Annotated in this window: 13 protein-coding genes and 2 tRNA genes; 7 read left to right on the top strand and 8 right to left on the bottom strand. The window is 71.1% G+C overall.

Annotated elements, in window-relative coordinates; all coding sequences use genetic code 11:
* Window positions 1-140 precede the first annotated feature (140 nt).
* A tRNA-Pro gene (locus AMK10_RS09460) sits at window positions 141-217 on the bottom strand.
* Between the two features lie 238 nt (window positions 218-455).
* Between AMK10_RS09460 and AMK10_RS09450 the strand changes: the two genes are divergently transcribed.
* Window positions 456-529 (top strand) — tRNA-Gly (locus AMK10_RS09450).
* 57 nt (window positions 530-586) lie between these two features.
* Here AMK10_RS09450 and AMK10_RS09445 read toward each other — a convergent pair.
* A complete protein-coding gene (locus AMK10_RS09445) occupies window positions 587-934 on the bottom strand; it encodes a DUF1330 domain-containing protein (RefSeq protein WP_073746903.1) in 348 nt (115 codons plus the stop codon).
* A gap of 111 nt (window positions 935-1045) precedes the next feature.
* Window positions 1046-1240, bottom strand: coding sequence for a hypothetical protein (locus AMK10_RS09440; RefSeq protein WP_073746901.1), 195 nt, complete (start codon window positions 1238-1240; stop codon window positions 1046-1048).
* Window positions 1241-1719: 479 nt separating this feature from the next.
* Between AMK10_RS09440 and AMK10_RS09435 the strand changes: the two genes are divergently transcribed.
* Window positions 1720-2895: an acyltransferase family protein gene (locus AMK10_RS09435; protein WP_073746899.1), complete on the top strand. Its 1176-nt coding sequence runs from the start codon at window positions 1720-1722 to the stop codon at window positions 2893-2895.
* Window positions 2896-2943: 48 nt separating this feature from the next.
* On the opposite strand, the gene AMK10_RS09430 is transcribed toward AMK10_RS09435, so the two are convergent.
* Window positions 2944-3444, bottom strand: coding sequence for an HD domain-containing protein (locus AMK10_RS09430; RefSeq protein WP_073746897.1), 501 nt, complete (start codon window positions 3442-3444; stop codon window positions 2944-2946).
* Between the two features lie 150 nt (window positions 3445-3594).
* Here AMK10_RS09430 and AMK10_RS09425 point away from each other — a divergent pair, with 150 nt between their 5' ends.
* The gene (locus AMK10_RS09425) at window positions 3595-4773 is read left to right on the top strand and encodes a cation:proton antiporter (protein ID WP_073746895.1); all 1179 of its coding nucleotides are present in this window, start codon (window positions 3595-3597) and stop codon (window positions 4771-4773) included.
* A gap of 137 nt (window positions 4774-4910) precedes the next feature.
* Here AMK10_RS09425 and AMK10_RS09420 read toward each other — a convergent pair whose 3' ends face one another.
* Window positions 4911-6056, bottom strand: coding sequence for a PP2C family protein-serine/threonine phosphatase (locus AMK10_RS09420; RefSeq protein ID WP_073746893.1), 1146 nt, complete (start codon window positions 6054-6056; stop codon window positions 4911-4913).
* Between the two features lie 104 nt (window positions 6057-6160).
* On the opposite strand from AMK10_RS09420, the gene AMK10_RS09415 reads away from it, so the two are divergent.
* Window positions 6161-7393: a GNAT family N-acetyltransferase gene (locus tag AMK10_RS09415; RefSeq protein WP_073746891.1), complete on the top strand. Its 1233-nt coding sequence runs from the start codon at window positions 6161-6163 to the stop codon at window positions 7391-7393.
* A gap of 36 nt (window positions 7394-7429) precedes the next feature.
* On the opposite strand, the gene AMK10_RS09410 is transcribed toward AMK10_RS09415, so the two are convergent.
* Together AMK10_RS09410 and AMK10_RS09405 are read right to left on the bottom strand one after the other, a co-directional pair.
* A complete protein-coding gene (locus AMK10_RS09410) occupies window positions 7430-8251 on the bottom strand; it encodes an Fpg/Nei family DNA glycosylase (protein ID WP_073746889.1) in 822 nt (273 codons plus the stop codon).
* Between the two features lie 74 nt (window positions 8252-8325).
* The gene (locus tag AMK10_RS09405) at window positions 8326-8814 is read right to left on the bottom strand and encodes a ribose-5-phosphate isomerase (RefSeq protein WP_073746887.1); all 489 of its coding nucleotides are present in this window, start codon (window positions 8812-8814) and stop codon (window positions 8326-8328) included.
* A 253-nt stretch (window positions 8815-9067) separates the two neighbouring features.
* Between AMK10_RS09405 and AMK10_RS09400 the strand changes: the two genes are divergently transcribed.
* Together AMK10_RS09400 and AMK10_RS09395 are read left to right on the top strand one after the other, a co-directional pair.
* Window positions 9068-10513 carry an amino acid permease gene (locus AMK10_RS09400; protein WP_073746885.1) on the top strand — a complete coding sequence of 482 codons (1446 nt, stop codon included), beginning with the start codon at window positions 9068-9070 and terminating at the stop codon, window positions 10511-10513.
* A gap of 90 nt (window positions 10514-10603) precedes the next feature.
* A complete protein-coding gene (locus AMK10_RS09395; RefSeq protein WP_073746883.1) occupies window positions 10604-11890 on the top strand; it encodes an FAD-binding oxidoreductase in 1287 nt (428 codons plus the stop codon).
* Between the two features lie 22 nt (window positions 11891-11912).
* On the opposite strand, the gene AMK10_RS09390 is transcribed toward AMK10_RS09395, so the two are convergent.
* On the bottom strand, window positions 11913-12506 hold the full coding sequence (locus tag AMK10_RS09390) for a biotin transporter BioY (protein WP_073746881.1): 594 nt from the start codon (window positions 12504-12506) through the stop codon (window positions 11913-11915).
* A gap of 258 nt (window positions 12507-12764) precedes the next feature.
* Here AMK10_RS09390 and AMK10_RS09385 point away from each other — a divergent pair, with 258 nt between their 5' ends.
* Complete coding sequence (locus tag AMK10_RS09385) at window positions 12765-14177, top strand: amino acid permease (protein ID WP_073746879.1); 1413 nt, start codon at window positions 12765-12767, stop codon at window positions 14175-14177.
* The last annotated feature ends 102 nt before the right edge of the window (window positions 14178-14279 follow it).

Below are 14279 nucleotides of genomic sequence, written 5' to 3'. Positions count from 1 at the left end.
GACTTCTTGGGGTTCTGCTGGGCCGCCGAGAGGCGGCTTCGCGGATCGAGCCCGGTACATCAGACACACGGGCACGCAATTTGCATAGTAACGGCAAGGAGGATGACTCCCACAATGCGATCTTGCCGGGATCCTGCTGGTGGTCGGGGTGGCCGGATTCGAACCGACGACCTTCCGCTCCCAAAGCGGACGCGCTACCAAGCTGCGCCACACCCCGTCGGTGCGACACGTAGGGTACATGCCGACGAGCAGTGCGTCGGCCGCTTGACCGAAGGCGTCGCCGGGGCCGTCGCCGGGCCGGCCGAGGAGGCCGCGCGCGAGGCGGTCGCGAGGGTGGTCAAGAGGGCCCGGCCGGAGTCGGTCGCCGGGGGCACACCGATACGGGTGTGCGCGCACCGACCCGGAGCCGCTACGATGCTGTCCGTACCGAGGTCCGCGGACCTGCGGTGCGGCATGCGGGCGTAGCTCAATGGTAGAGCCCTAGTCTTCCAAACTAGCTACGCGGGTTCGATTCCCGTCGCCCGCTCCACGGCTCAGGGTCGGCCGGAGGGTTCTCCCTCCGGCCGACCCTGACGCGTTCCCGGCGTCACGCGGGAGGCAGGGCCTCCCGCATCGCCTTCACGGCCGCTCCCGGGTCGTAGCCCTCGGGGACGCCCTCGACGAGGATGATGTCGCCCTCGATGTGCCGCGAGCGCAACGGCGCGATCTCCCGGTACGCGGGCGAGTCCCACCAGGCCCGCGCCTCCTCGATACCGGGGAAGCCGATCATCACGACGTGCCCGGGCCAGCTGCCCTCCCTGACCTCGTGCGGCGTCATGTGCACGAGGTAGCGCCCGCCGTGGGCCTCGAAGGTGCCCGGGAGCCGCTCGATGTACTCGGCGATGTCCGGGTGGGGTGCGGCCTCCTGAAGACGGGCTATGGCATAAGCGGGCATGATGTCCTTCCGGTCGGATCCGGCCCCTGGCCGCACATCCGCGACCCGGCCCGCGCACGCCTGCGACCCGGCGGGCGGTCGCCTGCCGGGGCCGGTCGCCTCCGCGTGACCTCAGAAGCTGATCTGGTTGATCGTGTCGGCTATCGAGTTCATGAATCTGTTGATCGACGGCGCCATGCCCGTCGAGGCGAGGAAGAAGCCGAAGAGCACGGCGACGACCGCCGGCCCGCCCTTGATGGACCCGCCGCGGATCAGCACCACCAGGACGATCCCCAGCAGAAGCACCACAGACAGTGAAATGGCCACGACTGATCACACCCTTGGTCGGTCCGCCTTGCCGGCCCGGTGGCGTGCGGCCCGGCACACCTCCGTCGCGTCCATCGTGCCACCAACTCCCCTGTGGGTGCTGCCGGGTGGCGGAGAGAGATGGCCAGATCGCGCCAATCCTCGCGCCCGCGCACACCCGGCTTCCGCGCTGCGCGAGCGCCGCACACGGGGGCACGGAGGGGCGCACGCGAAACCTGTGCGCCCGCTGTGCGGCCGGGAGTTCGAATAACGGAAGGTGTGACCGTTTCCATATCCCCACACTTCATTCACAGCGATATACCGGCGGTTCGTGCGACGAAATTCACTCTCACCAACCACCCGCCGATATGCCCCATTTAAGAGGGATGAATCACTACGTAACGGGCAGTTGCCGGTAGTTTCATTTCCGAATGGGCGGGAACACGCGATATCTCTTGCGAGATTTACGCATACCGATCAACGGGTCTAAGGTGCATGAGATGTCCAAAGCTCCGAGCGAAATTCAGAGGGCCCCGATCACCCCGGAGAGCCGGGAGTCGGAGCCCAGACACGAGCAGACCCCGACGGCCGCCGGGGCCACCGCCACCGCTGCGAACAGGGCCACGAAGGCCACTCCGGCCCGCACCGGGGCACCGGCTCCGGCCAAGCGCCGGGACGCGTACTTCGACAATGTGAAGTACCTCGCGATCGTGCTCGTCGCCGTGGCCCACGCCTGGGAGCCGGTGATGGACGGCAGCCGCACGACCCGTGCGCTGTACATGGTCGTCTACACGTTCCACATGCCGGCCTTCATCCTGGTCTCCGGCTACTTCTCGCGGTCCTTCGACATGAGCGCGCCCAAGGTGAAGCGCCTGGTCACCGGGGTCGTCGTGCCCTATGTGCTCTTCGAGACCGCGTACTCGCTCTTCAAGCGCTACGCCGGCGGGGTCGAGGACACACCCATCACCCTGCTCGACCCGCTGTTCCTCACGTGGTTCCTGATCGCGCTGTTCATCTGGCGGGTCACCACGCCGATCTGGCAGTCGCTGCGCCACCCGCTGCCGGTCGCCCTCGTGATCGCCGCGCTCGCCTCGGTCACGCCCGGCATCACGGACGACCTGGACCTGCAACGCGTCTGCCAGCTGCTGCCGTTCTTCGTGCTCGGCCTGCTCATGAAGCCGGAGCACTTCCAGCTGATCCGCCGGCGCGAGGTACGGATGCTGTCCGTCCCGCTGGTCGTCGGCGCCCTGCTCTTCGCCTACTGGGCCTCTCCCCGCATGGGGCTCGGCTGGTTCTACCGCAGCAACAGCGCCCAGGAGATGGACTTCCAGTGGTGGGCGGGCCCCGTCATGACCCTGGCGATGTTCGGCTGCGCGCTGGCCCTCACGGTCGCCTTCCTCGCCTGGGTGCCGCGCCGCCACATGTGGTTCACCGTGCTGGGCGCCGGGACGATCTGCGGCTACCTGCTGCACGGCTTCCTGGTGAAGGGCGCGGGCTACTACGGCCTGTTCGACCGCTACGAGTGGCTCACGGGCCCTCTGGGGCTGGTCGTCGTCTCCCTCGTCGCGGCCGTCGCCGTGACCCTGCTGTGCACGCCGCCGGTCAGGCGGGTCCTGCGCTTCGCCACCGAGCCGGACATGAAGTGGGCGTTCCGCCGGACTCCCGCCAAGCGCTGACCCTGTCCGGATCGGCCCCGTCCCGCCGGGGACGGCGCCGTCCGGGGGTCACGCTCCGGCGGGGTTGGCCTGATCCCGCCCCTCGGCGGGCCGTTGACCCCCGTCGAGCCCCAACAGCCCCCGTACCAGCGCATACTTCTCGGTCAGCCGGGTACGGGTCGCGGGCTCCAGCACAGCGAGCCGGTCCGGGTCCGCGTTGTGCGCCAGGTCCGACTCCTTGATCAGCAGCGCTCCGGGCGTGGCGAGAATCCGCCCGGTGTACGCGAAGAGGTCCTCGCCGTCCCGCTTGGTGACGGCGAGGACCATTTCCTTTGTCCACGCGGACAGCGGCGCCTCGTCCAGCCACCGGCGAGAGAGCGCGCCGTCCTCGATCGCGTCGTGCAGCCAGGCCGCCGCGATCTGCTCCTCGGCGCCGCCCCGGACCCGTACCCCCTCGGCGACCGCGGCGAGATGTCCCGCGTACGGCCGCCCCGCCTTGTCGGTCTGCGCGCTGTGGGCCTCGCGGGCGATCGCCTCCACCTCGGCCAGGGTCAGATACGGGTTCGCCATGGCCCCGACTGTACGGGGACGGGCCCGTTCTCCGAAGGGTCGCGAGGGCACGGGTAATCGTTCGGTAAACTAATTACTGACGATTTCTTGACGCCCTCTTGACCGAACGAAGGAGACAGGCTCATCGGACACGCAGACACGCTCATCGCCATGGGAGGCGCGTTCCTCGCCGCTGCCGTTCTCGCCCGCGTCGGCGGCCGCATCGGACTGCCGACCATCCCGCTGTTCATCCTCGCCGGGATCCTGCTCGGCCCGCACACCCCCGGGGTCGTCCTCCTCGACGATCCCCACGACCTGGAGATGCTCTCGGCGCTCGGCCTGGTGCTGCTGCTCTTCTACCTCGGTCTCGAATTCCATCTGGACGACCTCAAGACGGGCGGGCGCAAGATGGCGCTCGCCGGCGGCACCTATCTCGCGCTGAACGTCGGCGCGGGTCTCGGCTTCGGCTTCGCACTGGGCTGGGGCACGTCGGAAGCGCTGGTGCTGGCCGGTGTGCTCGGCATCTCGTCGTCGGCCATCGTCACGAAGGTCCTGGTCGACCTCGGCCGGATCGGCAATCCGGAGACCCGGCCGATCCTCGGCATCATCGTCGTCGAGGACGTCTTCCTAGCCCTCTACCTGGCCGCCCTGCAACCGATCCTGTCCGGCGCGGACAGCCTCGGGGCCGCGGTGATCGACGGCGGCAAGGCCTTCGGCTTCCTGCTGCTGCTCGCGCTGGCGGCACGCTTCGGCACGAAGCTCATAGGCAAGCTGATCCACACCAAGGACGACGAGCTGCTCGTCATCTCCTTCCTGGGCGCCGCCGTCTTCATGGCCGGGGTCTCGGAGTGGTTCGGGGTCGCCGACGCGATCGGCGCGTTCATGGTCGGCCTGATGCTGGGCAGCACCACGTCGGGTGCCCGCATCCTGAAGCTGGTGCACCCGCTGCGGGACGCGTTCGGCGCGATCTTCTTCTTCGCGTTCGGGCTGTCCATCAACCCGGGCGACCTTCCGAGCGTCGTGTGGCCGGTGCTGGCCGCCGTCGCGGTGACCATGGCGATGAACGTCTTCGCCGGGCTGGCCACCGCGAAGATCTACACCTTCGGCCCGAAGGCCACGGCGAACATCTCCACCACACTGCTGGCGCGCGGTGAGTTCGCGCTGATCCTCGCCACGATGGCGGCGGCGGCGGGGCTCGACGAGCGGCTCTCCCCGTTCATCGCGGGATACGTGCTGGTGCTCGCGGTGCTCTCGCCGCTGGCGGCCGGCCGCTCGCAGTGGCTGGCCCGCATCCTGCCCGGTGGGCGCGCGCGGGACCAGGAGCCCGAGAAGGAAGCGGTGCCGGTCTGAGGGGCGCCGGCAGGACCCGGGTGCGCGGGAGCAGGACGTGGGCCGGCGCACCCGGGACAGCGCGGAGCGACCTCACGAACGGGTGACGAACGGGCCCTCCATTGACGCCTGTACGGTTTACGCCGCTTCCGTACGGTTCAGCCGCGACGGGAGAGCAGAAGCAGCGCGCGGTCGTCGTTGACGTCCTTCGCGCAGGCCTCGATCAGATGCCAGGCCGCGCCCTCGAAGCCGGTCGCGACATAGCGGTCGGCCTCACCGGTCAGCCGGTCGATGCCGTCGGACATGTCCCGGTCGGACGCCTCCACCAGCCCGTCGGTGAAGAGCATGAGGACGTCGCCGGGCGCCAGCGAACCCTTCACGGCGTCGAACTGCGCGCCGTCGTACACCCCCAGGAGCGGCCCCTCCGCGGCCATCTCCTCCCACCGGCCGCTGCCGGAGTGCAGCTGGAGCGCGGGAGGGTGGCCGGCCGAGAGGAGCTCGTAGTCGCCGGACTCCAGGTCCAGCACGAGATGGATGGAGGTGGCGAATCCCTCGTCCCAGTCCTGGCGCAGCAGATAGCCGTTGGCCGCGGGCAGGAAGCCGTGCGGCGGCAGGGAGCCCAGCAGGCCGCCGAAGGCTCCGGAGAGCAGCAGGGCCCGGGAGCCCGCGTCCATGCCCTTGCCCGAGACGTCGGTGAGCACGACCTCCAGGGTGCGCCCGCCGTTGGTACGGGCGGCGACGACGAAGTCCCCGGAGAAGGACTGGCCGCCGGCCGGGCGGAGCGCCATCTCCCGGTGCCAGCCCTCGGGCAGTCTCGGCAGGGCGCTCTGCACCCTGATCCGCTCGCGCAGGTCGAAGAGCATGGTGCCGCCGCGTCGCCACGGGACCCCGACCCTGGCCCGGAACTGGGCGAGGACCAGCCCGAAGAAGCCGCAGGCCGCGACGACCAGGACGGTGCCGGGGGTGACCCTGGCGGGCCCGTCCGAGTACGGCCCCAGGGCGATGGACTCCACGATCAGGGCGGTGGCCGCGGTGGCGTAGAGGCCGAGGAGACTGGCCGGCCGGAGCAGCAGGCCGCCCGCCACGATCGGCAGTGCCAGGGCGGTCGGTGAGCACCAGACCGGGTTCAGCAGAGTGGCGCAGGTGATCACCGGAACGACGACCAGGAGGCCGGCCAGGGCTATCCAGTCGGAGCCGTCGCCGCGGAAGTAGTCGACCCCGGACCGGCGCAGCGCGATGCGCGCCCGGTGCATCGATCTGCGCCACCGGGCGGTGTAGGTCTCTGGTCCTCCGCGACGTGCCATTGTCGGGACCTTATCCACCCGACGGCCTCCGGTGCAGGGGGACCCGGAGACAATGTGTTCGAAACCGGGTCGCCCGGATGGCTTAGCGCTGGTAAGCAGGGCTCATGACCACTGAAATACGGGTGCTGTCGCACTCCGACTGGGAACCCTGGCTCGGCGCCGTCGAGCTGGCCTTCGGGGGCGTCCCCCTCTCCCCCGAGAGCCGTGAGATGTACACGGCGCTGACCGAGCCGGAGCGGGCCGTCGGGCTCTGGGACGGCGCGGAGTGCGTCGGGACGGCCGGGGCGTACCGCTTCCGGCTGACCGTCCCGGGCGGGGCCGCCGTGCCGACGGCCGGCGTCACGATGGTGACCGTCGCCCCGACCCACCGCAGGCAGGGCCTGCTGACCTCGATGATGCGGCGCCAGCTCGACGACGTGCGTTCCTGGGGCGAGCCGCTCTCCGTGCTCCTGGCCTCGGAGCCGGGCATCTACGGGCGCTTCGGCTACGGCGCCGCCACCACCGAGACCTCTCTGCGGATCGACTCCTCCCGCGTCGGCCTCACGCTGCCTCCGGGCACGGACGAGGTGCGGGTGCGCCGGTCGTCCCCCGCGGACGCGCTCGGCGCCTGCGAGGCGGTGTACGCGCGACTGGCGGCGGAGCGGCCGGGCACCCCGGTCCGGCAGCCGGGCTGGGAGCGGCTGCCCGTGAGCGACCCGGAGGGCGGCCGGCAGGGCGGCTCCCCGCTGCAGTGCGTGCTCGCCGAACGGGACGGTGAGGTCACGGGGTACGCCACCTACCACCTCAGGCCCGCCTGGGAGGCCGCCGGGCCCAAGGGCACGGTGGCGGTGCGGGACCTGGCGGGGCTGGACCCGGCCTCGTACGCGGCGCTGTGGCGTTTCCTGTTCGGGATCGACCTGACCTCGTTCGTCGAGTGCCACAACCGGCCCGCCGACGAGCCCGTGCTCCGGCTGGTCTCCGATGTCCGGCGCTGCGAGGTCAAGCAGCGGGACGGGCTGTACGTGCGTCTCGTCTCGCTGGACGCGGCGCTGGAGGCACGGACCTACCGAACCCCGCTGGACCTCGTGCTGGAGGTGGAGGACGCCTTCTGCCCGTGGAACGAGGGGCGTTGGCGGCTGACCGCCGACGCCAAGGGCGTGGCCACCTGCAGGCGGACGGCGGACGAGGCCGAACTTGCGCTCTCCGTGAAGGATCTGGGGGCGGCCTATTTGGGCGGGGTGTCGCTGACGACGCTCGCGGCCGCCGGACTCGTCCGGGAACTGCGGCCGGGCGCGGTGGCCGAGGCGGCCCTGGCGTTCTCCTCCGGCCTCCAGCCGTGGTGCCCGCACGGCTTCTGATCCGGGGCGGGCCGGGGCCGGTGCGGGAGGGCGCGGCTACCGGCCCGATGCGGACGGCTGGCAGGCGGGGCACCAGAAGAGGTTGCGCGCCGCCAGGTCCGCCGTGCGGATCTCCGTACCGCAGATGTGACAGCCCTGCCGGGCCCGCCGGTAGACGTACACCTCGCCGCCGTGGTCGTCGACCCGCGGGGGGCGGCCCATCGCCTCGGGCAGGTGCTCGGGGCGGACGGTGTCGATCCGGTTGTTCCGTACGCCCTCGCGCATCAGCACGCCGAGGTCGGCCCAGACGGCGTCCCACTCGGCGCGGGTGAGGTCCTTGCCGGGGAGGTACGGGTCGATGCCGTGCCGGAAGAGGACCTCCGCGCGGTAGACGTTGCCGACGCCCGCGACGACCTTCTGGTCCATCAGCAGGGCGGCGACCGTGACCCGGCTGCGTGAGATCCGCCGCCAGGCGCGCTCGCCGTCCTCGTCGGCGCGCAGCGGGTCCGGGCCGAGCCGGTCGTGTATCGCGCGCTTCTCGGGGCCGGTGATCAGGGCGCAGGTGGTGGGGCCGCGCAGATCCGCGTGGTGGGCGTCGTTGAGCAACCGCAGGCGGACCGTGTCGGTGGGCGGCGGCGCGGGGACCGTGCCGAAGCCGAGCTTGCCGAAGAGGCCGAGGTGGATGTGGACCCAGGCCGAGCCCTCGAAGCCGAGGAAGAGGTGCTTGCCGTGGGCGTCGACGCCGGTGAAGGTCCGGCCGTCGAGCAGCGCCGCGCCGCCGGAGAACTTGCCCTGCGGGCTGCTCACGCGCACCGGACGGCCCGCGAACCGCTCGTGGTGGTCCACCGCGAGGCGGTGGATCGTATGCCCCTCGGGCACGGCAGGTCTCCTGGTAACGCGCTCGTGCCGCCGGGTACGGACCCGGCGGCACGAGGGAGGCGGATGGGGGCCTCTCAGCCCTGCTGCGGGTGGTGGGCCGGGATCGGGGGGAGCTCGCCGGTGGTCTCGTAGGCCGAGAGCATCTCGATGCGGCGGGTGTGGCGTTCCTCACCGGAGTACGGGGTGCCGAGGAAGATCTCGACGAACCTGGTGGACTCCTCCACCGTGTGCATCCGGCCGCCGATGGCCACGACGTTGGCGTCGTTGTGCTCGCGGCCGAGCGCGGCGGTCTGCTCGCTCCAGGCGAGCGCGGCGCGGACGCCCTTGACCTTGTTCGCGGCGATCTGCTCGCCGTTGCCCGAGCCGCCGATGACGATGCCGAGGCTGTCCTTGTCCGCGGCCGTCCGCTCGGCGGCGCGGAGGCAGAACGGCGGGTAGTCGTCCTGGGCGTCATAGATGTGGGGACCGCAGTCGACGGCCTCGTGGCCGTTGGCCGTGAGCCACTCGACGAGGTGGTTCTTCAGTTCGAAGCCGGCATGGTCGGAGCCGAGGTACACGCGCATGGAGCGAAGTGTGACACGGACGGGGCCGGGTAACCGTCAGCGGGGTCGGGGCGCACAGCACCGCGCCGGGCCCCGGACCCGCGGACCTCGGTCTGTGGGCAACACCACTCGCGCAACGATCGGGTCAAGGAAACGGAAGAGGGGGTTCCGGTTCCGGCATCGCTCGGGCTTGAATGCGTGGCCGTGCCCGCGCACCACCCCCGCTGCGGGCACGACCCGACACACGTGATCAGAAAACGTAAGGATTCGATCCATGACGTCGCAGACGACTCTGGCCGGGCCGGGCCACCAGCCCGGCGAGCCGGGTAAGCCGGATTCCCCGGACGGGCTTCAGGCCGGTCTCAAGAACCGTCATCTCTCGATGATCGCCATCGGCGGTGTCATCGGCGCCGGGCTCTTCGTCGGCTCCGGCGCGGGCATCGCCGCCGCGGGACCGGCCATCCTCCTGTCGTACGCGCTGGTCGGCGCGATGGTCGTCTTCGTGATGCGGATGCTCGGCGAGATGGCCGTGGCCCGCCCGAGCTCCGGCTCCTTCTCCTCCTACGCCGACCAGGCGCTCGGCCGCTGGGCCGGCTTCTCCATCGGCTGGCTGTACTGGTTCTTCTGGGTCGTGGTGCTCGCCGTCGAGGCGACGGCGGGTGCCAAGATCCTGGAGAGCTGGGTCCCCGGCGTCCCGCAGTGGGCCTGGGCCCTGATCGTCATGGTGGTGCTGACCGCGACCAACCTGGTCTCCGTCGGCTCGTACGGCGAGTTCGAGTTCTGGTTCGCCGGGATCAAGGTCGTGGCGATCGGCGCCTTCGTCGTCGTCGGCCTGCTGGCCGTCTTCGGCATCCTGCCCGGTTCGGACAACGCGGGGTCCGGCCTCGCCCACCTCACGGACACCGGCGGGTTCTTCCCCGAAGGTCCGGGGGCCATCCTCACCGGTGTGCTGATGGTCGTCTTCTCCTTCATGGGCAGCGAGATCGTGACGCTGGCGGCGGGTGAGTCCGAGGACCCACAGCGCGCCGTCTCCAAGGCGACGAACAGCGTGATCTGGCGTATCGCCATCTTCTACCTGGGTTCGATCTTCGTCGTCCTCACCGTGCTCCCCTGGAACGACCCCTCGATCGTCAAGGACGGTTCGTACGTCGCCGCGCTGAACGCGATCGGCATCCCGCACGCCGGACAGGTCATGGACGTCATCGTGCTGACCGCCGTGCTGTCCTGTCTGAACTCCGGCCTCTACACGGCCTCGCGCATGGCCTTCTCGCTCGGACAGCGCGGCGACGCCCCCAAGGCGTTCGCGACGGTCAACAAGCGGGGCGTGCCGCAGGCGGCGATCCTGTCCTCCGTCGTCTTCGGCTTCGTCGCCGTGTTCTTCAACTACCAGTGGCCCGACACCGTGTTCGCGTTCCTGCTGAACTCCTCCGGTGCGGTCGCCCTCTTCGTCTGGCTGGTCATCTGCTTCACCCAGCTCCGGATGCGCGGCATCATCCTGCGCGAGACGCCCGAGAAGCTCATCGTGAAGATGTGGCTCTTCCCGTACCTGACCTGGGCGACGATCGCGATGATCTCCTTCGTCCTCGTCTACATGCTGACCGACGACGCCGGGCGCGAGCAGGTGCTGCTCTCGCTGCTGGTCGCGGCCCTCGTCGTGGGCATCTCGCTGGTGCGCGACGCCCGCGCCCGGAAGGCGAAGGCGGCGGCGCCGGTCGAGTGACCGTCACACATACCTGACGGCGGATGTCAGGTATACCCGGAAGGCTCTCCGTCGCCCCGCGATCCCGCGAGCGAACGGAGAGCCTTCCTCATGACCGCCACCCCCGCAGTGGACAGCTTCCAGACCGGCTTCGCCATCCGCCCCGGCCTCCTGGTGGAGGCCTCCGACGCCCCTGGCGTCCGGGCCGCCGTGCGCGAGGCCGGGGCGCGTGGTCTCCCGGTGCGCGTCCACGCGACCGGGCACGGGCTGCCCGGTCCGGTCGAGGGCGGGGTGCTGGTCTCCACCCGCCTGATGGACCGGGTGGAGATCGATCCGCTCCGCCGCACCGCGCGGATCGGAGCGGGCGCCACCTGGGGCGGGGTGATCGCCGCGGCGGCCCCGCACGGGCTCGCCCCGCTGAACGGATCGTCCCCGGGAGTCGGCGCCGTCTCGTACACCCTGGGCGGCGGACTGGGCATCCTGGCCCGGGAGTTCGGTTACGCCGCCGACCACGTCCGCTCGCTGGACGTGGTCACCGCCGACGGTGTGCTGCGCCATGTGACCCCCGAGACCGAGCCGGACCTCTTCTGGGGCCTGCGGGGCGGCGGCCACCGGCTGGGCGTCGTGACGGCGCTGGAGACCGGGCTGGTGGAGGTGGCGCGGCTGTACGGCGGCTCGCTGGCCTTCGACGGGGACACGGCCCCGGAGGTGCTGCGGCGCTATCTGGAGTGGACCCGGGCGGTGCCGGAGACCTGCACCTCCTCCGTGGCTGCCCTGCGCTACCCGGACATGCCGGGACTGCCCGCGGCGCTGCGGGGCCGGTACGTCGTCTCGGTGCGCGTCGCGTACACCGGCGGGGCCGCGGACGGCGAGGCCCTGGTGGCGCCGCTGCGTGCGATCGGGCCCGCGCTCTCGGACTCGCTGCGGGAGATGCCGTACACCGAGAGCCACACCATCCACAGCGACCCGCCGTTCCCGCACGCCTACTACGGCGAGGGCCTGATGCTCCGCGACCTGGACGCCGACGCCGCGGGGCGGGTGCTGGAGCTGACCAGGCCGAAGGCCCCGATGATGACGGTGGTCCAGCTCAACCACCTGGGCGGCGCCCTGGCCGCCCCTCCCGCGCACGGGAGCGCGGTGCCCCACCGGGACGCCGGTTTCCTGCTGCGGCTGCTGTCACCGCTGGACGGCACGGACGTGGCGGCGGTGCGGGCGCTGTACGCGGAGGTGGCCGGGGCGACGGCGCCCCTGGTCCTCGGCCGGTCGCTGAACTTCTCCTTCGGCGGAGGGGACCGCGCGCGGACGTTCCACGGCCCCGGGACGCACGAGAGGCTCGCCGGTCTGGTGTCGCGATACGACCCGGCGAGCCTCTTCGGTGGCGCCTACGGCGCCCGGTGAGCGGGGGTGCCCACCGCTGCTGTCAGCCGCGGCGCCCGAGGAGCTTCCAGGAGGCCGGCAGCGCGCCCATGGCCAGCGCCGCCTTGACGGCGTCGCCGATCAGGAACGGCACCAGGCCGGCCGCGACGGCGGTGCTCATCGACATGCCGGTGGAGAGCGCCAGGTAGGGCACACCGACCGCGTAGATGATCAGGGAGCCGACCGCCATCGTGCCCGCGGTGCGCAGCACCGACCGGTCACCGCCCCGGCGGGCCAGGCCGCCGACGACCGTGGCGGCGAGCAGCATGCCGAGGACGTAGCCGAAGGACGCGCCGCCCGGGCCCGAGGTGCCCTCGGAGAACCACGGCATGCCGGCCATGCCGACGAGCGCGTACAGGGCGAGGGAGAGGAAGCCGCGGCGGGCTCCGAGCGCGGTGCCGATGAGCAGCGCGGCGAAGGTCTGGCCGGTGACGGGGACCGGGGAGCCCGGGACGGGCACGGCGATCTGTGCCGCGATGCCGGTGAGGGCGGCGCCGCCGACGACCAGCGCCGTGTCCACGGCGTAGCGGTGCCGGGCTGCGGGCAGCAGGTCGGCGAGGACCGCTCCGGAACGGACGGGGGCGGCAGCAGTGCTCATCGGGGACTCCGCGGGTGAGGTCGGCAGGCAGGACTGGGGGTGACGTTAGCCGACACCCTGTCGCCGGATCACCATCAGCCGCCCACAAAGCGGCGGTTGAGGGTCTAGTCGGGTTCGGACAAAGAGCGTTGCGCAATCACGTGGCGGCGTGATGCTGGTCACTGAGGTGGGGGTGTGCCCGGACCTCCGTTGGGGAAGGGCCGCGGTGCCGTGAGACTGTAGGTTCCCCATAAATGATCCGAGAGTGATCCGCAGCTCATGCACGACGCGCCCCCCACGCACTCCCCCGTACCGTCCGAGCCCCTGGCCCACGGCCTGAAGCAGCGCCATCTGACGATGCTCGGCCTGGGCGGGGTGATCGGCGCCGGTCTCTTCGTCGGCTCGGGTGCCGGGATCGCCGTCGCCGGGCCCGCCGTCGTCGTCTCGTATCTGATCGCGGGAACGCTCGCGATGCTGGTGATGCGGATGCTCGGCGAGATGTCGGCCGCGATGCCCGCGTCCGGGTCCTTCTCCGTGCACGCGGAGCGCGCGCTCGGCCGCTGGGCCGGCTTCAGCGTGGGCTGGCTCTACTGGTTCCTGCTGGTGGTGGTGCTCGCCGTGGAGGCGACGGCCGCCGCGCAGATCGCCCACGGCTGGGTACCCGCGGTGGACCAGTGGCTCTGGGTGCTGCTGTTCATGGTGGTGTTCACCGTGGCCAATCTGACGGCCGTGAAGAACTTCGGCGAGTTCGAGTTCTGGTTCGCCGCGCTCAAGGTCGTCGCGATCGTGGCCTTCCTGGTACTCGGGCTGCTGGCCGTCCTCGGCGTCCTCCCGGACACCGACCCGGTGGGGCTGACGAACCTGACCGGCCAGGGCGGCTTCCTGCCCAACGGCTGGGACGGGGTCGTCTCCGGCGTGCTCACGGTGGTGTTCGCCTTCGGCGGGCTGGAGGTCGTGACGATCGCCGCGGCCGAGACCGACGATCCGGCGCGCGCCGTGGGGCGTGCGGTGCGCAGCGCGGTGGTGCGCATCCTCTTCTTCTACGTCGGCTCGATGCTGGTCGTCGTGACCGTGCTGCCGTGGACCGCGCAGCAGGCCGGACTCAGCCCGTACGTGAAGGTCCTGGACTCGATCGGGGTGCCGTCGGCCGGGCAGATCATGAACATCGTGGTGTTCGTGGCACTGCTCTCGGCACTCAACGCCAATCTGTACGGCTCGTCCCGCATGGTCTTCTCGCTGGCCGAGCGCGGCGAGGCGCCGCGCGGGCTGCTGAAGGTGTCGGGCGGTGCGAGCGGCGGCGGGGTGCCCAGGCGGGCGGTGCTGGCCTCGGTGGCGTTCGGCTTCGTCTCCGTGCTGCTCAATCTGAAGTGGCCGGACACCGTCTTCCTCTACATGCTCAACTCGGTCGGCGCGGTCCTGCTGTTCGTCTGGGGCCTGATCGCCGCCTCGCAGCTGCGGCTGCGGCGCCGGCTGGAGCGGGAGGCGCCGGGCGCCCTGACGCTGCGGATGTGGTGCTTCCCGTATCTGACCTGGGTGACCCTGGCCGGTCTGCTGGCCGTCCTGCTGCTGATGCTCACCGACGACGCGGCGCGTGGGCAGGTGCTCTGGTCGGCGGCGGCAACGGGGCTCGTGCTGCTCGTGGCGGCCGTGCGGGAGATACGGACGAAGCGGCAGGCGTCCGGTCCGCGGTAGGCGGGTGAGCACCTTGTGTGAGCCTCGTGACCGTATAGCGGACGGACGTTCCCTCTGAGCGGGGTGCGTGGCCAGACTGTGGGCGACCTCTGTCCCGACCAG

This window comes from Streptomyces sp. CB02058 (assembly GCF_001905505.1).
In the GTDB taxonomy this organism is placed as follows: Bacteria; Actinomycetota; Actinomycetes; order Streptomycetales; family Streptomycetaceae; genus Streptomyces.
This window is presented reverse-complemented; position numbering and strand designations above follow the sequence as displayed.